The organism is Butyricicoccus sp. AF18-9LB, from assembly GCF_027684505.1.
In the GTDB taxonomy this organism is placed as follows: domain Bacteria; phylum Bacillota; class Clostridia; order Oscillospirales; family Butyricicoccaceae; genus Agathobaculum; species Agathobaculum butyriciproducens.
Window position 1 is genome coordinate 29,694 of record NZ_JAQCWA010000018.1, and the last position, 24,098, is coordinate 53,791.

The following is a 24,098-nucleotide window of genomic DNA, read 5'->3' on the forward strand; positions in this document are numbered from 1 at the left end:
ACTTCACATCTCCTTTCTCTCTGAAACAGAGAACAGTTCCCGGAGCTTTTGAAGGGAATCCATCACAACAGGGATGTCATCCGGCATTTCCCCTTCATCAAAATGCAGGACACGGGAGCAGGTACGGCAGACAAATTCAAAATCGTGGGTGACAATAAAAATGATTTTCCCCTGTTCGGATAACCGTTTTATCAGACCTGCCACCTGCGCCATGCTGTCAAAGTCCAGGCCGCTGGTGGGTTCATCGAACACCAGCAAATCTTTTCCACAAATCATGCTGACTGCCACAGCCACACGTTGCTTCTGTCCACCGGAAAGCGTGTTGGGATGGCGTTCCCGGTAGGCTGTAAGCCCCAATTCCTTCATGGTTTCCTCTACTAAATCTTGATCCGGGTTTCGGATTCCGAAGGAACATTCTGCCCCCACACTCTCCGCAAACAATTCATAGTTCACATCCTGCATAACCATATAAGAGCGTTTCAACCTCGCCTTGTGTTCCATCGGCTGGTCGTCCCAAAGGAACGCGCCTTCACAGTCTTTATGAAGCCCACACAGGGCGCGAGAAAACGTGGTCTTTCCGGCTCCATTATGACCGACCACCCCAATGACTTCCCCCTTTGCCGCAGAAAGAGCAATCTGGTGTAGAATCGTCCGTTTTTTATAGCGCAGAGTAACATCATGGAGTGCTAATGTGGGAGAGGAAATAGGCGGATGACTGGCCGGAGGGAGCACCCTTGCCAGATCAACCGCCCGCAGCCCCATGTGTTCCCGTTCGGTTTCGGGCAGCCGGAGAAATTCCTCCGGCGTGAAAATCCTTGCTATTTCTCCATCTTCCAGATAAACAATGCGATCTGCCAGCTCCATCAGATAATAGAGTCTGTGCTCCGCAATCAAAATGGTTTTCCCCTGGCTTTTTATCAGCCGCAGATGTTCTTTCAATTCCTGGATGGAAGCCATGTCCAGATTCGAGGATGGTTCGTCCAGCAGATAGATTTCCGGGTTCATGGCATAGACAGACGCAAACGCGATTTTCTGTTTCTCCCCACCAGACAATTCAAAAATATTGCGGTTCCGTAGCTTTTCAATATGCAAATCTTTTGTTGTCTGTTCTACCCGTTCCTCCAGTTCCTTTACCGGCCTGGCTTCATTTTCAATTCCAAACGCAATCTCACTGTCCGTATCCACATTGAAAAACTGCGTCCGGGGATTCTGAAAGACGGAGCCCACCTTTGCGGCGATCTGATACATGGGCAGGTTGCTGATTTCCTGTCCGTCCACCAGCACACGCCCTTGAAGTTCTCCCTGGTAAAATTGTGGAATCAGGCCGTTTACCAACCTTGTGACCGTTGTTTTTCCACACCCGCTACGGCCACAGAACAAGACACATTCCCCGTCTGCAATTTTCAGGCTGATTCCATGCAGACCACCATGCTCCTGTCCCTCATAAGAAAATGATACATTTTCAAATTCAATCACCCGGTCACACCTCCCCGCATACATAATTCAAAAATAAAGAAAGCAACAGCAATCAACATCGCCATCCAATCTGCAATCCCGCATTTTATCTGGACAAGGCAGGTCCGGGGATTGGGATTCTCAATCCCGCGAGTAACAGAGGCAATGGAAAGCTCGTCCGCTGCTTTGGAGGCCATCATCATCAGCGGCACATAAATACACTCTACCGTCATCCCCGGATGGGAAAGGAATCCGCCCAGGGAGGGCGATACATCCCGCATCCGCATGGCGTCCTTAACAAAATGCCAGTCCTCCTGGATAGTTGGAATATAGCGCAGCATGACCGCAAATGTGATGACAAATTTTTTCGGGGCATGGATGCGGTTCATGGCAGATAAAAACTCGCTGACTTTCGTTGTGGACAGGACAATCCCTGCCAGCATCCCACAAGCATAAACTTTATGGTACAGTCCAAGGAACGCAACAAACATGGTCCGTAGCGTCCCCGTCATGGCCGCCATGATCCAGACCGTCAGTACACAGACCACGGCATAAAAGCAGACCCCTTTTATGGAATATTTCCACTTTCCGCAAAGCACTCCCAATACAGCAATCAGCAGGACAAGTGCAAACTGATACGAAAGGGAAGGTGCGAACATGGAACACAGTACGCACATTAAAATAAGAAAGAGCTTGGCCCGCGGGTCAAGCCAAAGCCCTTTCTGGACGGTGTTACCCATCATGCTGTAATACCTGCTTTTTCAAACTGCTTCTTCAGCATTTTGCAGCCCACAAATGCACTGATAGAAGCTGTTACAAGGAGAGCGGCAAACATGGCGATAAAGATTCCCGCGTTTGCGGTCGCCTGCATGGTGTCGATATAGCTTTGCTCGGTTCCATTTCCCAACATGGTCTGTGCCCAGCCCTGGGGATCAGCGAAGAAAACAAGGTACGACCCTGTTCCGCCCAGGGAGAAAAGGATATAGGACAGGCTGTTGATTTTTTTGCTCTTGTACTGCTTTGTACCGGCGACAAAATCCGCTACGACGGCCATAATGAGATAGCCCAGCGCAAACGCCCAGTGCATACCGGTGACAAACCAGATGATGGCCATTATAACGCCCATGATCGTGATACTCCAGCGCTTATGTACTTTTGCGATCATCAGCAGATAAACCGGCCCGGCAAGCAGAGCACTCCCGGCGGGCATGAAAAAGGTCAGCATCGGGTTGGTAGCAAAAAAGACGCCACCCACCATGATAAATACGAACAAAAGTGCGGTGAAAATCCCTGTTGTTACTAAGTCCTTGACGGACAATCCTGCCTTTGCATTTACTTGATTACTCATATTTTTTCCTCCTGCTTCAAGAACGGTTGACCTACCGCCTGAAATCTGTTATATTATGATTAGTTGCTGCTAACCACGGTCTATATGATACTAACTTTCCGGGCGGTCTGCAATATGTTCCGGGCATCTTCGTCCTTTCATTGCAAAGCTCCGTCCAATCGTTTCAAAGGAGGCCGTCATTTGAACAATAGCATTATTGCGGATTACTATGAGCCGCTTTTAACAGATAACCATTTTATCCCGGTAGATAGCAATAACCGCTTCAATTCTGCCGGACAATGCTGGCGGTTATCGCCTGAATTTGGGGAAGGCCTTTACTGGGTCTATGCGAAAAAAGACCTGTACGACATTAAAATCCACGATTTCTATTTTCACGAAGATTTCTTCATGGAATTTAACCTGCCAGAAGCCTTAAGCATTACCCAGTATGAATCTATCTCCGGGGAGGAATTAAATCCCTATCGGCGGATGTCTGCCGGATGTATTAAAGCCTTTATCGGCGGTTATAAGCCATACAAGGCGCTGATCCACAAAAAAATCCCCATCCGTTCCATCGGTATCGAAGTCATGCCGGCATACTATGAGGATTATCTCCAAAAGCAATATCCAGGGGATTATATCAGCCCGCTTGCAGCTTTCCGGCAGATCGATCAGACAACAGATTTCCCAGCTATGGCTAAATTGCTCCATGAAGTAAAGGTCTACCGTGGGGATGGGATTGCCGCAGGATTATTCTATGAAGCGAAAGTAGCCGAGGCCGTATCTCTTGTCGTGGAAGAACAGAAAAAAATTCTGTCCCGTAAAGAGAAACGTTTGTCCGAGCAGGATGTGGCGCAACTGAAAAATGTGATTGCTTATCTCAATGACCACTATGCTTTTGATATTCCATTAGAACGTCTTGCAAAAATCGCCTGTATGGGAACCACTAAGCTGAAAACATCTTTTAAGCAGCTGCAAGGCTGCACGATCACAGAGTACATTCAACAGCGCCGCATGAGCCAGGCAGAGCATTTGCTGATCGATACGGATTTCACAATGGGACAGATTGCGGAAATGATCGGTTACTCTACTTCTAGCCGGTTTGCGGAATTATTTCGCAAGAGTACAGGCCTCCTGCCGATTGAATATCGGAAAATGGCTCAGCAAAAATAAATTCACAATGTAATGCCACGACAGATCACTCTACAACGGAGTTTCAGTCGTGGCATTTTTCTGCTTTTCTTTACGGATATAGCCATTTTCCCCTTTCCAAATTGTAGTATTAGTAGAGAGAAAAATAGAAGGTAAGGCTTGATAACAAGCACAGCAAGCGAGTACCCGCTTGCGATTTTTCGTATTTTCAGATCTCTTGACCGAAAATGAAAAATGTTTGTTGAGATAATCTCAAACTCTTATGAAGAATGGAGGCAGCGCATGGCGAACCGGAAACGGAATATCCAGATGGATTTTTATGTCACAGAGAATAAAAAACGGCTCATAGATGAGCGGATAAAACTGCTAGCCTCCCTACCGCATTCAATATCATTCTCGTTTGGCAACGAACTCAAAGCTGAAATCTGCAATTCATCCTCATAGTTCAATTAGTAGCCGGAAACGCCATAATCATGGAGCAACCATGTTATCAAAAAGGAATCGGCATAATCAGTCCTGTTCTCAAGCACAATAAGGTTATTCCTTTGTGCAAATCGGAACGATAAAATATATTTGAGGTGAACGATTATGCCGATTGATGATTTAACTGCCTTAGGGCAAAAAATGCGGGAAGCCCGAAAGAATAAAGAACTGACACAACAGGAACTTTCCGATCTAAGCCATGTTTCTGTAAAGCAAATTGCCAATATCGAAAAAGGGAAAATGAACCCGTCCTATTTGATTTTGAGAGCATTGGCAAAGGTCCTGCACATCTCTTTAGATACGCTTATAAATCCAGATGTTTCTCTGGAGGATGAGGGTGTCAATCAGATGAAAATGCTTTATTCCAGCTGTCCGCCAGAAATGCGTGACACCCTGCTGCATCACACCCAAGAAACGGTGAAGGAACTGACAGAGTTATCCGAGAAATTTGAAACGAATTGAGCCAGTGAGTGAAATTTAACGATTCTCTCACTGGTTCTTTTCATTTTCGGAGAAAAGAGGCAAGCAATGCCGGTGTTAATACACACCGACCCGCAGAGAAGAAAATCCCTTTGTGATTTTCCTCTCCGCTTGCTTGTTGAGGGCAGCGCCCCCAAGCCCCTTTGAACACAGAATTTCATTCTGTGGCTACGCGTTCTGCGAACGCTTTTGACCAGGACCAGCTTACCGCTGGCCGTGGTCTTTTTCTTTTTCAACATCCTGTTCTACCTCCATTTTCAGGACCCGATCCACATTGGCCTTTGCCGTTAAAAGTTCTCGCATTTCCTCACGGGAATGCCGATACTCGGCATAGGTCTTTTTCTTTTCTTCCAACAATTTCGCGTACTCTGTCTGCAACTCTTTGACCTTGGGCAGCTTCTTGACGCCCATCTCATCAAAGGCATTCTTAGCAGCCTGGTGGAGCAGAATTTCTTCCTCATGTTCTTCCCGGAATTTCCTAGAGTAACCCGCCTTGCGGTATGCCACATAGACCTCACGGGTCTTGGCATAATTTACGATGTGAGTACGCAGAACAGCGATCTCTGCCATGCGCTTTTCAGCCGCTTTGATCTGCGCCGAAAGTTCATTGTGATGTGCCGTGGCTGCCGCCGCTTTTTCTGCCAGCTCCGCATAATCCAGCAGCTGATGTTCGGTAAGAAAATTTACAGTCTGCGCCATCTGTTTCAGGTTAAAAACCTTGGCCCAGCGCGCATAGCCAGCGCCTTTTCCAGCCTGCAATTTTGCCTGAATGTCCACCAGCAGATTGATCTTTGGCGGCTCTGCCTGTGTGACTGTTTTCTTTCGCGGGGTATGTGCTTTCTTCCCGGAGAGAACTGCCCGCAAATCTTCCAATCCATATCCTTCGCCCAGACTGTCCATGCGGGCGGCTTTCTCCCAACCAGAGAGCTTCAGTCGATACGATTTTCCGCGCTTTGATACCTCACAGCCGGACTCTTGCAGCAGCTTCAGCAGCTCCTCAAAATTAGCAGGACTTTGTGATAATGCGTTGTCAATCGCCACACGAAGCAGCTCTCGGTGAGAGGGCTTTGCCTGATCTCCCATCCATTTGTTATAGCTCTTTCCATGAGGGTTCGGATTCTCTACAATGGACAGTCCGTTTTCAATGCAGATGGTATCACTTAACCTGCGAACCGCCTTGGTACTGCCCCAAAAGTTTCGGAATTTCCGGTCATATTCTAAGCTGACCGATGACCAGATAATGTGATTATGAATGTGCGACTTGTCTATGTGAGTGCAGACCACAAAGGCATGGTTGCCTTTAGTAAATCGCTTGGCAAATTCCACACCCAGCCGGTTAGCTTCTTCCGGAGTAATCTCGCCGGGGCGGAAGGACTGGCGCACATGATAGGCAATCACATCATCCGCACCGCGCACTCGTCCGGTAGCAACGATATACTGCCTTTTTGCTAAAAGAAACTCCGCATCAACCGTTCTGCTGTCACACGCAAATCCTGCGATGAGCCTTCCATTATCTGTTTTCTGTGGATTTGCTACATAGTCGATGATGTCACTGATCGCCCGACTCTCTGTGCGGCCTTTGCCGACATGAAGTGGCATGATTCTTGTAGTTGCCATAAAAAGCCCTCCTCTCAAAATATTTTCTCTGAACTCTTTGTGCCTATCGTTGAAATAAACTCTCCTTATGGGTATAATATAAAGAAACTACCAATACCTCAAAGGAGGGATTTTATGATAGAACAGCTCATTGCTGAAGCAACCGAATGTGATTTCAAAGTTGCTCTCGAAATAAAAAAGCCAAAAAGCTGGTTAAAAAGTGTCAGTGCCTTTTCCAATGGAATTGGCGGCACTCTGTTTTTCGGAGTCTCCGATGACCGGGAGCCTATCGGCTTGTCCGATGTTCAAAAGGATGCTGAAGCGATCAGCCGCTTAATCAAAGAACGTATCACACCATTACCGCAGTTTATCTTAAAGCCATTGCAGGAAGATGGTAAAAACCTGTTGGCTCTGGAGGTTTCTCCTGGCCGCAGCACCCCATACTATTACAAGGCAGACGGAGTAATGGAAGCATACATCCGTGTTGGAAATGAAAGCGTAATTGCACCGGATTACATTGTGAATGAACTGATCTTAAAGGGAACCAATCAGTCCTTTGATACCCTAACAACAGACGCGGTAAAAAAGGATTACAGCTTTACACTTCTGGAAGCAACCTATCTGGAACGGACTGGTCTCCGCTTTGAGCCATCCGATTATGTCTCCTTCGGTTTGGCTGACAAAAATGGGTTCTTGACCAATGCCGGAAATCTCATGACCGATCAGCACACAGTTTATAACTCCCGTATGTTCTGTACCCGGTGGAATGGCTTGGAAAAAGGCTCTATCTTTGATGATGCGCTGGACGATAAAGAATACGAAGGGAATCTGATTTATCTACTGAAAAGCGGCAGTGAATTTATTCGCAATAATTCCAAAGTCCGTTTTGTCAAAGAGGCACAGTATCGTGTAGACAAGCCGGATTATGCTGAACGAGCTGTGACAGAGGCTCTTGTCAATGCGCTTATCCATCGTGATTATATTGTGCTTGGCAGCGAAATCCATATTGATATGTTTGATGATCGGGTGGAAATCACATCTCCTGGCGGTATGTTTGGCGGCGGCTCAATTCAGGAATACGATATTTACAGTATCCGTTCCATGCGGCGAAACCCTGTGATTGCTGACCTGTTCCACCGCATGAAGTACATGGAACGCCGTGGAAGTGGCCTACGCAAAATCGTCAGTGAAACCGAAAAGCTACCTGGATATACAGCGGCATATAAGCCTGAATTTTCCTCAACAGCAACAGATTTCAGGGTCATCTTGAAAAATGTAAACTACAACTTAGAGGATGACACCCACCAAGTTATCCACCAAGTTACCCACCAAGATATTGAACTATCAACGGTGTCCAAACAGATTTTGGCTTTTTGCACAACACCAAAATCCAAGAAAGAGCTTGCAGTATTTTGCGGCTTCAAAGATTTAAGAAACTTCACTTTGAAGCATATCAATCCGCTTTTAGAATCCGGGCAATTAGAAATGACTATTCCCGATAAACCTAAAAGTCGCAATCAAAAATATATTACAGTTCGTTCCGAATAAACAGAGAAGCAGGGCAGTGGGTCTCATCTCCCATTGTCCTGCTTCTTTTCATTCCAAATTATATTCACATCATTTACCCATACACCCAATCCTGGATCGCAAATTTCAAACTCTGCACCTTGCTCAGCAGCCAGATCGCAGCCAGCGGCAGCCCCATCGGGCTAATCAAAAATGCCATAACCAGCAAAATCACACCATTCTGCGGGGAATAGGTAATCAGCACAGCCACGCCAAGCAGAGCAATTACCGTGCTTAGTAGACCAAGCACCAGACCGGATATGTAGATCAGCCCCGTGCAGAGCCAGACAAAAAGCGTCAACACCAAAATGACCGGTGCAGTTACGATCATCAGCAGACATTTCAAAATCTTCATTTCTGTTCCTCCTTCCAACGCTCCAGATACTGTTTGCATAGGGCATCCGCTTCTCTCTCATCATCTTCCGTCACTTCCCGTTTTCCTTTGGTCAGTTCAATCTCCAGATAAGTCCGGTAATCATCGGCTAAGAGGTCGAACAGTTCCTTGGGAGTATGGCACACCTCGCCAGAGCAATAGTGAAAATCTTGGTCAAATTCAACTCTTACACATCCATGGCGGCTGATATAAACTTCTATGGTCTCGTCTGCGGTTAGGTAATCCGCAAAAATCTCTAGCACCTTTTCAAAGGTCAGCATCTGTTTTCACTCCTTTGCTACGCTTCTTATTCTACTCATATTATCCGGTACGGACAGGCAAAAGACAAGGATACAGACAAAAAGAAAAAGCGGAGGAAGGTGCGGCGAAGAAACGCCGTTCCTCCCTCCGCAAATGGAGTATCTATCCCTGTTATGAAAGTTTGGAGAGTTGAGTAAGGATTTCCTTCACACCCTCCCACAGTTGTTCCTGCCGCTGGGATATATCCTCCAAGTCAGCATTATAAACCCGCCCGGTCTCATGCACTTTGCGGGTCAGCTGGTTCAAGTTGTTGCTGCTTCGGCGCATCAGGGAGACCAGCTCCTTCAGCTCTGGCAGTTCCAGCTTGACCACATAACCATCCAGCGCCATTTTCCGCAGATAAGCGCTCAAATTCTCTGTCCCGTATTGCTGCATCTTTTGATGGATCAGTTCCAGTTCTTCTGCGGACACCCAAAACAAAACCGGCACATCCCGCTTGCGCTTTGCCATGGTTATCGCTCCGGCTCCCGTTTTTTCGGGGTGGCAGGCTTGCGGGCAGGCGGTTCCTGCTTGAGCTTTTGCAGAACAGAACTTTTCTGCTGTTCCTGCATGCTTTTTCTGGCCTGCCTGGTAAACAGATCGGTCAGACCGGGATTGACCCCATCCACAACCAGATAGGCGCAGTGGCGGGAAGCGCCGCTGTCCTCCGGCATGGGAATGGTTTTTGCCCAGGCTTTATTGTCCTGAGAGATACGCCCGTCATGGTTCTTGTGCTGGATGGTGTTTGCAAGAATGAACTGTACCCGTTCCGCCCCGAACTTTTCCAGCACATCTTTGACCGCAGCCTCCGTATCCAGCCGATTCTCTGCATAGTGGGCGCTGATGGTCTGCTCAATGGCTTCTTTGCAGGCGCTGTTCGCCTGATACGAACGGTTATATTGTGCCATCTCTCCATGCTCGGACGCATAGGCGGCAGAATGGTGGTAGAGAGGAGCAGTTCGTAATTCTTCCTGCGCCCTGCACACATCATCGGCACGGTTTTCAATGCTGTCCCGGATCACATCCATGTAGCCGGTCTCCAGCTTTTCAAAATAACGGTACACATCAGCCAGCGGCGAGGGGGAATCCAAAAGCGCCTGTGCCTGGGCGTCGGTCAGCTCCAGCTCCTCCATCGCCATCACGATGTCCTCACGGACAGTATATTCATAGGTGTGGTGCAGGATTTCTTCCGGGGGCTGGCTTTGCAACCAGTCCCTGTATTTTTCCTGCTCAGTGGCCATCTTTTCATAAATGGCCGCATTCAGATTATTGGTATTCATGTTATCGCACCTCCTCATGCTGTTTTGGTTTCTTGTCTGTACTGCGGGGTTGCACCGGGCGTTTTAGGTTATCCAGCACCGAAAGCCGTGTGCTTTTGGCAACAACAGACTCGGTGTGTGCCTGCCCCTTTCCGTCGATGTTGAGCAGGGTATCCAGCTCCACCAGACGGGCGTTTTTGCTTCTCAGTTCTTCTTCATAAAGGAATGGCTTTCCGACTTCCTCCTTTGCGGCAGCCTGCTGCTGATAGAGGTTATCCAGCTGGGCCTTTGCCGCCTCCAGACGCTGGGGCATCTGGGCGAGGGCATTGTCGATACGGGTAAGATTTCCGCGAGGGTCTGTACCAAGGGTTGCCCGGTGGGTCATCTGTCCTTTCAGCAGGAGCGTATATTCCTGTTTCCAAGCGGAAAATTCCACGGACATGGCATAGCCCCGGTAGCTGCCGATCTGCACCGGATCGGAGGTTTTGACCTCTTTGCAGGCATCCAAAAGGGCTGCACCGGCGTTCTCCTTATCGGTCAGCAGGTCTCCACGAATCTCCATACCAGCAAAACCGTCCTCCGGGTGCGGGTGCGCTGCCAAAACCTCCAGATCGGATTCAAAGCCCTTGATAAAGCCCTTGTGCTTTTCAATCTCCTCCGGGAAATATTTGAGCAACTGATCCTCCAAGCGGTACTGCTTACTCTGGTGGTCGGCTTTCATCAGCTTCAAGCGGGATACCTCCACATCCAAATCCATACGCTCTTTGATACGGGGATCTCCGGCACACAGAGCCTTGATCTCGGCAAAACTGAGGGCTGTTTCATCCACATCATCGCAGGAGCGCACCGGCGATTTAGAAGTCATGATCTGGCTGATGAATTTCTGCTTGTTCTCCACCGTCTGCCAGAGGTATGCGTCAAAGGTTCCTTCGGTCACATAGCGGTACACATGGACAAGGGGATTCTGGTTGCCCTGGCGCTCGATACGGCCCTTGCGCTGGGCAAGGTCTCCCGGTCTCCACGGACAGTCCAGGTCATGAAGTGCCACCAGACGGTCTTGCACATTGGTGCCTGCGCCCATCTTTGCGGTGCTTCCCAAAAGGACACGAACCTGACCGGTACGGACCTTAGAGAACAGCTCCTTTTTCCGCACTTCGGTATTGGCTTCATGGATAAAAGCGATCTGGTCGGCAGGCATTCCCTGAGCAATGAGTTTCTGACGAATATCGTCATATACCGTAAAGACCGGTTCCTGCTCCGGCAGAGGCACAGCGCCTTCCAATGCGTGAAGCAGTGGATTATCCAGCGTTTTCGCCGCCTTGCTTGCAGTAGCTTTTGCCTGCGGTGTAGAAATGTCGCAGAACACCAGCTGGGTCAGCTTGTCAGCTTCGCCATCCCGCCAGATCTGCATGATGTTGTCCACGCACTGATTGACCTTTGTGCCAGGTTCATCCGGCAGCATCTGGTTGACGATTCTCTGGTCAAGCCCCAGCTTGCGGCCATCCGAGGTAATCTTGAGCATATTGTCCTGAGACGGGTCAACGGTTCCGCTGTGTACCAGCGATGCACGCTCCGAAAGAGCTTTGACCATTTCCTGCTGATGTTCGGTGGGCTGCGCCACAACATTGTGGTATTCCACCTCCGGGGTAGGCAGATTCAGTTGGTCGGCGGTCTTGATGTCCGCCACTTCTTTGAACAGGTTCATCAGCTCTGGGAGGTTGAAAAACTTGCTGAATCTCGTTCTTGCCCGGTAGCCGGTTCCCTCCGGTGCCAGCTCCAATGCTGTGACGGTCTCCCCAAATCGGGAAGCCCAGCAGTCGAAGTGGGTCATGTTCAGTTCTTGCAGGCGTTCATACTGAAGATAACGCTGCATGGTGTAAAGCTCGGTCATGGAGTTGCTGACCGGCGTTCCGGTGGCAAAGATCACGCCACGGTTTCCGGTAATCTCATCCATATAGCGGCACTTGGCAAACATATCGCTGGACTTTTGGGCATCGCTGGTGGAGAGACCAGCCACATTCCGCATTTTTGTGTATAAAAACAGGTTCTTGTAGTTGTGGGCCTCGTCCACAAACAGCCGGTCCACACCCAGCTGCTCAAAAGTTACCACATCATCTTTTCGCCCCTCGGCTTGCAGCTTTTCCAGTCTGGCTTCCAGAGACTTTCTGGTACGCTCCAGCTGCTTGACGGTAAAACGCTCGCCGCCGCTGGCCTGCACCTCTGCGATGCCCTCGGTGATCTCGTCGATCTGCTCATAGAGAAGCCTTTCCTGACGCTCCCGGCTGATGGGGATACGCTCAAACTGACTGTGTCCCATGATGATGGCGTCGTAGTCACCGGTCGCAATACGGGCGCAGAACTTTTTGCGGTTATGGGTCTCAAAGTCCTTTTTGGTTGTGACTAAGATGTTGGCGGAAGGATAGAGACGCAGAAACTCCGACGCCCACTGCTCGGTCAGATGGTTTGGAACCACAAAGAGAGATTTCTGGCACAGTCCCAGGCGTTTGCCTTCCATCGAAGCAGCTACCATCTCAAAAGTTTTGCCTGCGCCTACTTCATGTGCCAACAGGGTATTTCCTCCATACAGCACATGGGCAATGGCGCTTTTCTGGTGTTCCCGCAGGGTAATGGCCGGGTTCATGCCCCCAAAAGTGATATGGCTGCCATCATATTCGCGGGGACGGGTAGAGTTCATTTCCTCGTTGTACTGGCTCACCAAAGTCTGGCGGCGTTCCGGGTCTCTCCAGATCCAGTCCCTAAAGGCTTCCCTGATAGCTTGCTGTTTTTGGGCAGCCAGGGTGGTCTCCTTGGCGTTCAGCACGCGGCGCTCTTTTCCGTCTGCGTCCTCTATGGTGTCATAGATACGGACATCTCGCAGGTTCAGGCTGTCCTCCAAAATCTTGTAGGCATTGGCACGGCTGGTTCCGTAGGTGGTGTAGGCTGCCACATCGTTGTAGGATACGGAAGATTTCCCCTTGATCTGCCATTCAGCGGTAAAGGACGAATAGTTGACCTCGATACTGCGCTGGAGATAAAACGGGGTGTTGAAGGTCTCATACATAAACTGCTGGATGTACTCTTTGTCGATCCAGGTAGCGCCCAGACGCACCTCGACCTCCGACGCATCCAGGTCTTTGGGCTGCGCGGCGGTAAGAGCTTCCACATTGACTGCAAAAGAAGGGTCCTGCTGTGCCGCCCGCTGCGCCTGACGCAGTTTGCGGCGTACATTGCCAGAGAGGTATTCATCAGCAGTCACATAATGGGGCGTTCCGTCCTGCTCCAACTGTCCCGGTACACGGAAGATGACGCCTTGCAGCTCTCCGGCCAGTTCTTCTTTTGTTTTTCCGGTAAGCTGGCTCATATAGTCCATATCCACGCAGGCTTTTTCCGAGATGGACACCGCCAGTGCTTCACTTGCCGTATCCACCACAGCCACCGCCTGATGGGGCTTGATGGTCCGTTTGGTGAACATATCTGCCTTACGTTCCAGTTTCCCATCCTCGTCGATGACTTCCAGCGCACAGAGCAGGTAATAGGAAGAATCGTCTGCATAGGCCAGTCGGTTTGCACGGTCATTGATGAGACCGTATTTTGCAGAAAAGCTGTCATAGAGGCTGTTCAGTTCCGCCTGCTTTTGGGTAATGGTGCTGTCCGGAACTGCTGCATCCATCTGAAGGTCGATCAGTTCCTGCACACAATCACGCAGTCCCACAAGACCTTTTACACGGGCTTCGGCGGTGGCGTTGAGGTCAGGGCGCACCATACGGCTGTTTTCCCGGTAGTACACCTGCCCGTCTACAATGGCATAGGAATAGTTCTTCACATTGGGGTCGGCAGGAATGGAGGTGTCAATAGCTTCGCCTTCGCCCAGCTCCGGCAGCTCTGCCTCCTGATAAGTGCCATGAATATACTTCACCGCATCATGCAGCTGGTCGGAAAGCTCCAGTCCCTCGATAGGGTTCACGGTGTAGTCCATACCATGAGCAGTGCTTACCGGCTCCTGTCTGCCCAGCACCATTTCCGGGTGGTCGATAAAATACCGGTTGATGACAAACCCATCCTCCGTTTGTCCGGTCTGCGTCCACTCTGGTGCAATGTCCAGCGGACGGTCCCGCTTTTGGAGAAAGATGATGTCCGATACAACCTCGGCACCGGCATTCTTTTTGAACGCATCATTAGGCAGACGGATCGCTCCCAGCAGCTCGGCACGCTGGGCAAGATAGCGGCGCACGGTGGAATCCTTGGCGTCCATGGTATATCGGGAGGTCACAAAAGCTACCACGCCGCCGGGACGCACCTGATCCAGTGCTTTGGCAAAAAAATAGTTATGAATACTGAAATTCAGCTTGTTGTAGGCTTTGTCGTTGACCTGATACTGACCGAACGGCACATTGCCGATGGCAAGGTCAAAGAAGTCACGCCTGTCGGTGGTCTCAAAGCCGCCTACTGTGATGTCCGCCTTGGGATAGAGCTGCTTTGCGATGTGCCCGGAAACAGGGTCCAGCTCCACGCCGTACAGACGGCTGTTTCGCATTTTCTCCGGCAGCATACCAAAGAAATTGCCCACACCCATAGACGGCTCCAGAATATTTCCGGTCTCAAATCCCATACGGTCCACCGCTTCATAGATGGCCTGAATGACCGTAGGGCTGGTATAATGGGCGTTGAGGGTAGAGCTTCTGGCGGCGGCATATTCCTCCGGGGTCAGCAGTTCTTTTAGCTGGGCATACTCTAAAGCCCATGCCGGTTTCTCCGGGTCAAAAGCATCAGAGAGACCGCCCCAGCCCACATATCGAGAAAGAACCTCCTGCTGTTCGGGGCTTGCCTGCTGTCCGGCAGCTTCCAGCTCTTTCAGCAAACGAATCGCATTGACATTTGCCTGGAACTTGGCTTTCGGACCACCTTCGCCCAAATGCTCGTCTGTAATGCGGAAGTTTTTTGCATTGCGGCGCAGGTTATCCTTGTATTCCTCATAGGAGGCTTTCTCGGCAGCTTTGGCATTGGGGAAAGTCTGCCACTGGCCATTGACCTGAATGGAAACCGAGTGTTCGTCCAGCACTTCCTCAAAAGTTTTCTCCGGCTCTGTCACAGGTGCTGGCGGCTCCGGCTCCTCGATATGCAGCCGTTCCACCACCACATCATAAGGCAGATGGTTCTTATCGCCCGGATAGACGGCCATGGTCTCGGAATGGAAGGTCGGGGATTCGGTAACCGGTTGGGGCTGTTCCTGTCCCAAACCGTCCTGCTGACGGGCGTACATCCCGCGCAGCAAAGGTGCAACCTCATCCCAGCGGAAATACAGCATAGCCAGACGCTTTTCCTCTGCATCCATGACTTCCAGCTCTATGCCCTGTGCCGTGGTACGGTAATCGGCAATATCGCCAGTCTCCAGATTCAGTGTCTCGATCTCACCGGCATAGGCTCTGCTCAGCCAGTAGGAGATCTCGCTGTTGCTCCTGCCGGATTCCAGCAGCGTGGAAATCTGCTTTTTATCCGCTTCATCCATCAGTCCATGAGCCAATACATCCCGCAAGTCCTGATCTGCCTTGTCCGGGTCAATAGGAAGAAACTCGGTATAGTAAGCATTGCGGCGGTCTGCCCGAAGCAGCTGCTCGAACTGTTCTTTGCGCTCTGCCCGGTAGATGGGATATACCATCCCGGTGGGCAGAAGCTGTACGGTGTCCTCCCGCAGCTCGGTGATCTGATAGGCGTCATCCTCGATATACACGGTATCGCCCACGGCATAGACCGGGGCGGCTGGGTCATAGGAGGTTCTTTGCGGAATTGGGCGGCGAACTGCATCATATTCCTCATCGGAAATAGCAACTTCGGAAGTCTGCTCTGTCTCAGCAGCTGCGATCTGCTCTACATCCGACATCACCTGTTGGATAAACGGGGCATTGTCCAGTTTTTCCGTGTCTGCCACCTGGCCGTTGACGATCCCTCTTTCTTCCAGAGCTTCCCGGATGGCGATGGGGTCGATGTCGTCAAAACGGTCCTGTTCTTCTTCGGTATAGAACCGGTCCTCCTGAATGAGCTGGGCAATCCGGCGCTGTACCTTCGGCCAGGGCAGCTGCGTTTCCTCCGGGCTGCCGGCACGGACAACGAACAGGCTGTTGCTGTTACTGCCGCCGTATTCCTGAGCCAGCCATGCGGCGGTATCTTTTTCTCTTGCATGGTCTTTCATATAGCGGACAACAGCGTGTTTACTCTCGATATTGCCGTTCCATGCACAAAGGGCAGTATCAATATCTTCCTGAGAAAGAGGGCGCAGAAGCTCATGGAGCTTTGGATAGGTCTCGTCGATCACTTCCCGGTGTAAACGCTGACGGAACTCCGGCACATCCGAATAGAGTCGGATCAGCTCCATCTCCTTAGAACCAAGGACTGCACGGCGCACAGCGGCATTACCCTCGATGACAGCATTTTCACGGTCAGAATGACCGCAGGCATTGCGGTATGCTGCATCCTCGGAAATGGCGGCAGTCACCACAGGCTTATACTGCTCAAACTGCTCCCCAAGGGTAGGCTTTGGCGTTTCTTTCTCCACCTCCGGCTGCTGTGCTTGAATGGCATCTTCTTCTGCCAGTTCCTTTTCAGCCTGAATTTTGTCATACTGCGCCTGTTCCTGTTCGGTAAGATAGCGGTCTTTCTGGACAAGTGAGGTAATGCGCTTGGCAACCTTTTCCCAGTTCAAGTGAACATCCGGGCAGTCCTGCTTTTTATAGTGCAGTCCTTTCCCATCGTGATCTTCGCCGCTGTGTGTTGCGCCGGACAGGGCATGAGAGCGTCCGCCAATGCCATACTCGTCTTTGAGGAATCTCACTTTCTCCTTATCCGTATGGTTTGCCATGAAGAACGCATAGATACGGCCTTTTCCTCCGGCGAAACTGCTGCCGCCGGTCATAGCGGCGTCGATCTCATCCTCGGTAATGAAGTGCTGGACGGTTGGCACTTGGAAAAGCTCTGAAGAAAAGGTCCTGCGTGGCAGGTCAAGGTCCTTCAGGTTCTCCCAGATCTCCCTTGGTCTGTGATAGTGAAAACGCAACAGGTCACGGTCCTGCTGATAGGCAGTCCAGAAGGCGGCGTATTCTTCCTTGAGGGTCTGGCGGAAAGCCGGGTCACTCAGCTGCTCCGTCAGGCGGCGAGTCTCCTCCGGGAAACCATTGCCTTTGATCTCTGACAGGCAGGACAAATATCCGGCTTCTCTGGCTTCCTCGCTGAAATCGTGGTACAGATACCAGAGCTTTTCTGAAAGGAGGGAGCGTTCATAGCCTGCCGCTTCCGCAAGCTCCACATTGGAGGCAAACTGGCCGCTCTCCAAAAGCTCCCCGATACGCTCTGCGGCGCTCTCCCAGGAAATGACCTGGGCAGACCTGTCATAACGGACAGACTTCCCGTGGGAAAGATGGATACCATCCTCGGCATACCATGCGCTCACACTGCCAAGGCCATTGCCGCCGTAGTACAGCGTTTTCAGTATCTCGGCAATCTCAGCGGTGGTTTTCTGCTTTTCAAAGGCTGCAACCACACGCTCCCTTTGACGGTCTGTATTGCCGCCCAAACGCAGCACATGGTCGATGTCATTTTGGGCAAAAGAAAAAGCAGAGGATGTATGCGCTACATTCTCTGCTTCATCTATGGATTGGATCTGTTCCGCTTCGGAGAGGAACAGGTTTAGAGTCAGCTGTTGATAAGCTCCGCCATCAGGATTTCCTCGGCCTGAGCTTTGCAGGTGTTCATCAGCCCCACCCACTTCATGGGATCGCTGGCTTTCAGTTCCTCGGTGGCTCCCGCTTCCTTCGCCAGCTGGGGCATCATCTGCTCCAGTCTGCTCTGGGCGGTCTCGTCGATCTCCAGAAGGTGCGGGTACAGCTTCTCGCTCAGCAACATCTGGTTGTAGAGGATGGGACGATGTTCCTTCAGGTAGGTTTTCCTCATCCTGCCGTACTTGCCCAGGGGTTTCTCCGGCTGCTGGCTCAGCTTCAGGTCGGGAATCTGATAGTCTCCGTTCTGGATGTAGGTCATGGGATTGTTCATCTTGCTTGCTCCTTTCTTGGTTGGCTTCGCGCTCTGCATTTCGGACGGTAACGCCGATCTGCCGCAGCACCTGCTGGTTGATCTGGCTGACCGCTGTTCCCAGCGCCCCGATGGTGGACGGGGTGTTGAAATCAAAGATCGCCATGAAATCTTCGTGGTCGAAGTAGCGTTCCGGCTCCAGTCCACAGCGGGACATCAAAGCGTAAGTGATGCTGACGGTGGCGGCTGCCTTGAACTGCACTCCGATGTTATACTCATCATATTCCTCCAAAAAGGAACCGTCAACGATATAGAAGAAGTCCTGCTGATGCTCCGTCCAGTATTCCTCGGCCAGTTTTCCAGCTACCTCCGTGAGCTGTCCGGCAAGATCATCACCGGAAACATCATAGGTGCGCTCCAGCATGGCCTGCACGGAATCCAGATGGCGCTCCTCCAACTGCCACAGCCAGGGAGTGCGGGAATGTTCACGGGTTCCGGTGTCGGAAATGTCAAAGACATAACGCAGGCGAGGTCTGTCCCCGGAATCATCCACCAGAGCGATTCCCTTGGAACCGCGCCTTACATAACGGCCCATCTTTTCATTCCATAAATCGTACTCTGCACAGGCGGTAGCGTCCGGTCGCTGGGCATAGATCATCAGCTGCTCATGGAACGGGTACTTGTAAAGGCGGGAAGCAGTGGTGAGAAACCCTGCCCATTCCTGCCAGCTCCCCGTGAGCTGCGTTGCCACCTTGTCCGCCATCTGTGCATATAGTTCAGCTTTGGTTGGCATAGTGTTCTGTCCTCCTTTCAGTTTTGGGGTAAAAAGGTGGGGTGGCAGATCGCCACCCCATCCCTGCGGTTATGTTGTTTACTGGTCAAAATCCGGGTACAGCTCCAGTTCGGCAAACTTCTCATCGGTCATCGCACAGAGCTTCGTAAGGGCGCTGTCGGTCAACTCTCTCAGCTCCGTTTCCTCCGGCGAAAGCTCGCCGCGCATCTCACGCAGACTGTCAATCAGCCCGGTGCGGCTGCCGGTATTGTAAATGCACATCAGGTTCATTTCCTCAAAAGTAAAGTTTCCCATATCAAATCTCCCTTTCCGCACTCTTTTTGGGTGCTGTCTTTTTGTGTTCTGTCTTGGGCTGGCCTTTCAGCTGCTCCATGACGGACTTTTTCTTTTCCCGTTCCTCCCGATGGGTGGCGGCTGCCAACTCCATCAGGGAAATGGGCTGACCGCTTCGGGCCTGCTGTTCCAGCTCTGCCACCGTGGGTTCTTTTGCGCCATTGTTGATGATACCGTCGATCATGCCGTAATCGTCCTCCAGCATCATTTCCGCATTTTTCAGCGGGTTTTCTGGCAGGAATCCGGGGATCTGGGTAAAACCAACACTGTCACAGTAATGACAGGATACCTTACCGTCCTGTCTGATCGCAACGATGTCGCTGACGCTCATGGAGGGACTGTGAAAGTCCACGGGCTTTTCCAGATTGAATTGCTGATAGAGTTTTTCCAGCTGCTCCGGCACAGTGCCAGACTCCCTCAGAGGAGCTGTGTAAATGAGGTCATAATTGCTGCGGTCTATGGAAATGTTATGGGACTTTAACCAGTCCAGATTCATAAAGCGCACATTCTGCGGATCGTCACGACTTACCTGATAGATGGCAAAGCAATCTCTGTTCTGGGAGAGAAATGCCTGTTCGCGTTCCCGCTGATGTTCCTGACGCTCCATGACCTTTTCGTGGAACTGAGGGCTTTTCTCCCATTCCTCATGGTCCACACCGAAAAGACCGCCATGATCCATGATTTCCTGCGGGTCAAACACCATGCTCTCCGTATTGTCCTCATGTAGCACATAGACGGTCAAACCGGCGGCATCCAGTTCCAGCGCCCGTTCTCTGGTAACAGGGAGCATCCCATCATAGGAGTAGCCATATTCCTGCATATCCGGTGTGGATACCTGCTCATCCGGCATGGGGTATTCATCCAGTGCCTGCTCCTGCGCTTCCGGCAGCTGGGAAGAAGCAGTCATCTGACTGGTCTCTGCCTGCATTTGCTGATAGGCCGCTTCCTGCAAGGTCTCAATCATGGACATAGGAGCGTGTCTGAGCGAAGTGCTGTCCAGATTGTTGTCATCACAAATCTGGAGAACTGCATTTTTGCGGGAAAGCTCCGGCATATCCAGCTGACCGCCATCCAGCTCTTTCATGGATGCGGCATCGTAAAGGGTATAGTCCCAGCCACTGTCACAGGGCTGGATATGAAGATAAGTGGCATCGTCGATCAGAAACAAAGCCTCCTGCTGGTTGGCGTCCGCTCCCAGCACCTCCATTTCCGGCATGGCCGCAGCCAGTTCCTTTACCGCTTTTTGCACCAACGGATTATCACGGTAATAGTCGATTGCCTGAATGGTGTCCATGTCAATGGTCTGCCCGGTCAAAATCGGAAAAGGTCCTTCATAGTCGCTTCCATCTTTCAGCTCAAAGCCAATGCCCTTGATCCCGTTCATTCGCTCTGCCGGAATCTCCTGATAAATGCGGACCGCCTCCTCCAAAGACAGGTTATCGTGATATTCTCCAAGGTTTGGAAACTCCATGCACTCTGCTACATAGTAGGTCAGATTGCCGGTTGGCTGCTCTATCGGGGCGGTTTCCGGCTCTGCCTTTGCATGGGGATCAATCCCACGCTCTTTGCAGATTTCCTTATAGTGGCGCTCAATGTCAGAGATCAAAGTGCCGGAGGTCTTATTGATGGTCTCCAAACTGGCTCTCAGCTCTTTCAGTTCCTTGCCCTGACTCCAGCTTGCAATATAGCCGAAGCTGTTTTCTCCGGTCTCAATGCCAAAATATTTGCAGACCGCATAGGAGATGCTTTCAGCCTCCACTTCCTCCGTGTGGCGGTCTTTCCTCTGTTCTTGCAAAAACTGGGTGAGGGTAGAAAAGCCGCCAACAAAATTCAGCCCTTCTTCCTCGGTCAGCATCAGGCGTCCATCTTCCGCCAGCTCCAGCGGCTCTATCAGCAGAACGGAACCTGCATGGTTTACAACTACTTGTTCTTCTACACAGACCGGCTCTCCGGGGTCGTAGTCAGAACCGCGCAGGTCATAGCAATAAACGCCCTCCGGCAGATTATCACGGACAATCCGCCCATTGGAGAACAGACCGGGTTTATCAAACAGCTCGATCTCCTGATATTGCTCGTCATTGGCAATCTGAATCTTTTTCTGATTGTGGAGCTTGCTGTGGGCAATCTCGTGTACTGTGGCCGAAACCGTCTGCACCTCACTCATGCCCTGACGAATGGCGATTTTCTGATGATCGGCAGAAAAATAGCCGTCCGTATCGGTGGCCATTGCTTCAAAAGTGATCGGCACCGGCGCACTGCGGCGCAGAGCCTCCATAAATACCTCATAATTTGGCACATTGCCGGAAAGGGAGGAAGCAAGCTCCGGCAAAGGTTTCCCGTCGGTCTGGCTTACATCAAAGACCTTGACCGGGCGAAACATGGGGATTTCGATTTCTTTTTCCTCTGTGACGATCTTTCCGTCTTTATCCAGAATCGGAGCCTTGGTATCCGGGTCCAGCTTCTGCTCCTCGATTTTCTTCTTATACGGTGTGGGGGCGATGATGGTAATGCCATGCTCGCCCTTTTTTACATGACGCTCAAACTGGTCTTTCCACTTATTGTATCCGGCTACTAATGTAGCGTCCGGCTTCTGCATATAGATGAGCATGGTGTTGTTTACCGAATAGCGGTGGAAGCGGGACATGACGGACAGATAGCGCATATACTTTTCACTCTCAAACAGTTCCTTGATCCCCTGCTCGATGCCATCTGTGATTTCCCTTAGCCGCTCTCGGTTGGTGGGTTTGTTCTCAGCCATGATTTTCAATCTCCTTTCCAAGTGTGTGATTTCTGCTGTGTGTTCTGCAATCCATGCCTTTTGTTCTTCTTCACTTTCATAAAGAAAAAGGTCCAGCAGGTACTCTACATAGGTTTCCTTCTGGATCGCTTCCACAAAACGGGGGTGCAGTTCTTCCTCCGGTGTCCGGGGAGAATGGTCAATCCCCCATTTTTTCAGCAGATGGTAGTAATCGGACAGTACGCGATAACACCGCTGCCGGTCCTCACGAAACTTCTGCGCCTCGGTTTTCTGCCGGACATATCTCCTACGGGGAGGGGCCTGACTGTCATAGATCAGGCCAAAGTCCTGTGCCAGTTTCTCCGCCGCTTCTTTTGAGGAGAGGTCAAAGAGCTTTGCGGTAAAGTCGATCACATCCCCATCTTCACCGCAGCCAAAGCAGTGGAACCGCTGGTCTACCTTCATGCTTGGGTTCTTATCATCGTGAAAGGGACAGCAGGCCATGCCATTTCGTTTGACCTCGATCCCATAAAACGCTGCCGCATCTCTGGTGCTGACCGACTGCTTGACTGCTTCAAATACATTCTCTGCCATGTGCCTTTAACCGCTGGGCTTTCTCACAGGAGGTTGGTATCCGGCAACTTTCGCACGCTCACTGGCAGCTTTGCGGCGTTCTGCGCTATATGGCTCCCTGACTGATACACACCGCTTGGGGACGGTAAAGTTATGGGCATCCTTTCGGGTGATCTGGTCGGGGTGCTTTTTTGCCAGCAGATCCAGCTTCTCCATCAGACGGGGATCATGGGTATAGATCTCAGCCATTGGTTCTGCCTGGTTATAGAGGAGAATAGTTTCCCGTTCCACTAAAGAGAGCTTCATCGACTACCTCCTTTCCGCTGGTCAAATTCCAGCTTGAAGTTGGCGTATTGTCCATCGTCCTCCAAAACCACAGCGGCATCGTAGGCCTTTCCGGTTTTCTCCGAATATAGGCCCGTCACACGGACACGGCCATCGTTAAGCAGTGCAGACACCACAGCCTTGGTCGGCTGTTTTTTCTTGGCAGCCCACCATTTGTTATTTTTCCAGATTGCAAATTTGCAAGAATCATTCTGACAGAAGAAGCCTTTTTGCAGTTCTGCAACTTCACCGCCGCAGCGAGGGCATTTGCCCACCACCTCACGGGGCGGAGTGAACAGGTACTCAGTTCCCTTGATGACCTGATAAGTTCCCACCAAGTCTTTCAGCATGGTGCTGATCCCGTCCAAAAACTCCTCTGGGGCAAGCTGCCCGCGCTCGATCTCGCCCAGTCGGTACTCCCACTCGGCAGTCAGAAGCGGCGATTGCAATTGTTCCGGCAGAACGGTGATCAGGGAAACTGCATCGTGGGAAGGGAGAAGCTGCACCGTTTTCCTGCTCTTTTTTCGTTCCAGAAAACCGGCAGATACCAGCTTTTCCAAAATACCGGCACGGGTGGCCGGTGTCCCCAGACCTTTTCGCTCGGCATCCTCCGGCATATCCTCTTTTCCGGCAGTCTCCATCGCGGACAACAGGGTGTCCTCCGTAAAGTGCTGGGGCGGACTGCTTTTGCCTTCTTTGACGATTGCCGCAGAAACCGAAAGGGTCTGTCCTTCAGTCAGCTCCGGCAGGGCTGTCTCTGCACCCTCTTTTTTCGGCTCTGCATCCTTCGTTTTGGCACGGTAAGCGTCCTCCAGTGCTTTCCATCCGGGGTGCCTCACCGTTTTTCCTTTGGCGGTAAATTTCCCACCGGCACACGCTGCAATCACAACGGTTTCCGAATAGATATGGGGCTGGGCCACGGCGCACAGCAGACGCAGGGCCACCAGCTCCAGCACTGCTTTTTCTCCCGCAGGAAGGGCAGAAAGGTCTGCATCCTTGAGATTTCGGGTGGGAATTACTGCGTGGTGGTCGGTTACTTTCTTATCGTTGATGACCGTCTGCGGATCACAGGTAATGGCGATCCCTTTGCGAAACGGCATAGCATTGGCAACCAGATTCACCAGCACCGGCAAGCTGTCTGCCATATCACTGGTCAGATAGCGGCTGTCAGTACGGGGATAGGTGCAGAGCTTCTTTTCATACAGGCTTTGCAGATAGTCCAGGGTCTGCTGGGCTGTAAATCCAAGCAGGCGGTTGGCATCTCTTTGCAGAGTAGTCAGGTCATAGATGAACTGCACCCCATTTGTTAGACAGTATGGTATACTATC

The 24,098-nt window shown here is 51.1% G+C and carries 18 protein-coding genes; 4 read left to right on the top strand and 14 right to left on the bottom strand.

Annotated features, from left to right (window positions below; all coding sequences use genetic code 11):
* Positions 1-3 precede the first annotated feature (3 nt).
* Genes PGY33_RS10470 through PGY33_RS10480 form a run of 3 tightly spaced genes read right to left on the bottom strand, consistent with a single transcriptional unit; the run spans position 4 to position 2,803 of the window.
* Positions 4-1,476: an ABC transporter ATP-binding protein gene (locus tag PGY33_RS10470; RefSeq protein WP_117485012.1), complete on the bottom strand. Its 1,473-nt coding sequence runs from the start codon at positions 1,474-1,476 to the stop codon at positions 4-6.
* On the bottom strand, positions 1,473-2,198 hold the full coding sequence (locus PGY33_RS10475) for an energy-coupling factor transporter transmembrane component T (protein ID WP_117485010.1): 726 nt from the start codon (positions 2,196-2,198) through the stop codon (positions 1,473-1,475). The genes PGY33_RS10470 and PGY33_RS10475 overlap by 4 nt, the downstream gene beginning before the upstream one ends.
* On the bottom strand, positions 2,195-2,803 hold the full coding sequence (locus PGY33_RS10480) for an MptD family putative ECF transporter S component (protein ID WP_008395298.1): 609 nt from the start codon (positions 2,801-2,803) through the stop codon (positions 2,195-2,197). Before PGY33_RS10480 ends, PGY33_RS10475 begins: the two co-directional genes overlap by 4 nt.
* 180 nt (positions 2,804-2,983) lie before the next feature.
* Between PGY33_RS10480 and PGY33_RS10485 the strand changes: the two genes are divergently transcribed.
* Complete coding sequence (locus tag PGY33_RS10485) at positions 2,984-3,955, top strand: helix-turn-helix transcriptional regulator (protein ID WP_008395299.1); 972 nt, start codon at positions 2,984-2,986, stop codon at positions 3,953-3,955.
* 567 nt (positions 3,956-4,522) lie between these two features.
* A complete protein-coding gene (locus tag PGY33_RS10490; protein ID WP_005337966.1) occupies positions 4,523-4,879 on the top strand; it encodes a helix-turn-helix domain-containing protein in 357 nt (118 codons plus the stop codon).
* A gap of 222 nt (positions 4,880-5,101) precedes the next feature.
* Here the strand turns inward: PGY33_RS10490 and PGY33_RS10495 are convergent, their stop codons facing one another.
* On the bottom strand, positions 5,102-6,514 hold the full coding sequence (locus PGY33_RS10495; RefSeq protein ID WP_270478524.1) for a relaxase/mobilization nuclease domain-containing protein: 1,413 nt from the start codon (positions 6,512-6,514) through the stop codon (positions 5,102-5,104).
* 114 nt (positions 6,515-6,628) lie between these two features.
* Between PGY33_RS10495 and PGY33_RS10500 the strand changes: the two genes are divergently transcribed.
* Positions 6,629-8,041 carry an ATP-binding protein gene (locus PGY33_RS10500; protein ID WP_270478525.1) on the top strand — a complete coding sequence of 471 codons (1,413 nt, stop codon included), beginning with the start codon at positions 6,629-6,631 and terminating at the stop codon, positions 8,039-8,041.
* Between the two features lie 73 nt (positions 8,042-8,114).
* Here the strand turns inward: PGY33_RS10500 and PGY33_RS10505 are convergent, their stop codons facing one another.
* From PGY33_RS10505 to PGY33_RS10530, 6 genes are all read right to left on the bottom strand, one after another.
* Positions 8,115-8,414: a CD1845 family protein gene (locus PGY33_RS10505; protein WP_097772891.1), complete on the bottom strand. Its 300-nt coding sequence runs from the start codon at positions 8,412-8,414 to the stop codon at positions 8,115-8,117.
* On the bottom strand, positions 8,411-8,713 hold the full coding sequence (locus tag PGY33_RS10510; protein ID WP_015529855.1) for a hypothetical protein: 303 nt from the start codon (positions 8,711-8,713) through the stop codon (positions 8,411-8,413). The genes PGY33_RS10505 and PGY33_RS10510 overlap by 4 nt, the downstream gene beginning before the upstream one ends.
* Positions 8,714-8,864: 151 nt before the next feature.
* Positions 8,865-9,209: a plasmid mobilization protein gene (locus PGY33_RS10515; RefSeq protein WP_425518628.1), complete on the bottom strand. Its 345-nt coding sequence runs from the start codon at positions 9,207-9,209 to the stop codon at positions 8,865-8,867.
* A complete protein-coding gene (locus PGY33_RS10520; protein ID WP_270478528.1) occupies positions 9,206-10,012 on the bottom strand; it encodes a DUF3849 domain-containing protein in 807 nt (268 codons plus the stop codon). The genes PGY33_RS10515 and PGY33_RS10520 overlap by 4 nt, the downstream gene beginning before the upstream one ends.
* A 1-nt stretch (position 10,013) precedes the next feature.
* A complete protein-coding gene (locus PGY33_RS10525) occupies positions 10,014-17,564 on the bottom strand; it encodes an SNF2-related protein (RefSeq protein ID WP_442865574.1) in 7,551 nt (2,516 codons plus the stop codon).
* A 110-nt stretch (positions 17,565-17,674) separates the two neighbouring features.
* Positions 17,675-18,031, bottom strand: a complete 357-nt coding sequence (locus PGY33_RS10530; protein ID WP_226906289.1) for a TnpV protein — start codon at positions 18,029-18,031, stop codon at positions 17,675-17,677.
* On the opposite strand from PGY33_RS10530, the gene PGY33_RS10535 reads away from it, so the two are divergent.
* Positions 18,018-18,620 (top strand): hypothetical protein, encoded by a 603-nt coding sequence (locus tag PGY33_RS10535; RefSeq protein ID WP_243026152.1) that lies wholly within the window; start codon positions 18,018-18,020, stop codon positions 18,618-18,620. The genes PGY33_RS10530 and PGY33_RS10535 overlap by 14 nt on opposite strands.
* A 261-nt stretch (positions 18,621-18,881) precedes the next feature.
* Here PGY33_RS10535 and PGY33_RS10540 read toward each other — a convergent pair whose 3' ends face one another.
* The 4 genes from PGY33_RS10540 to PGY33_RS10555 all read right to left on the bottom strand — a co-directional run.
* A complete protein-coding gene (locus PGY33_RS10540; RefSeq protein WP_003526257.1) occupies positions 18,882-19,097 on the bottom strand; it encodes a transposon-transfer assisting family protein in 216 nt (71 codons plus the stop codon).
* A gap of 1 nt (position 19,098) precedes the next feature.
* On the bottom strand, positions 19,099-22,467 hold the full coding sequence (locus PGY33_RS10545; protein WP_270478531.1) for an LPD28 domain-containing protein: 3,369 nt from the start codon (positions 22,465-22,467) through the stop codon (positions 19,099-19,101).
* 6 nt (positions 22,468-22,473) lie between these two features.
* Entirely contained in the window at positions 22,474-22,752 is a 279-nt protein-coding gene (locus PGY33_RS10550; protein ID WP_270478533.1) for an immunoglobulin, read from the bottom strand.
* The coding region (locus tag PGY33_RS10555) for a type IA DNA topoisomerase (RefSeq protein WP_270478534.1) at positions 22,749-24,098 on the bottom strand (1,350 nt) is incomplete at its 5' end. The genes PGY33_RS10550 and PGY33_RS10555, both read right to left, overlap by 4 nt.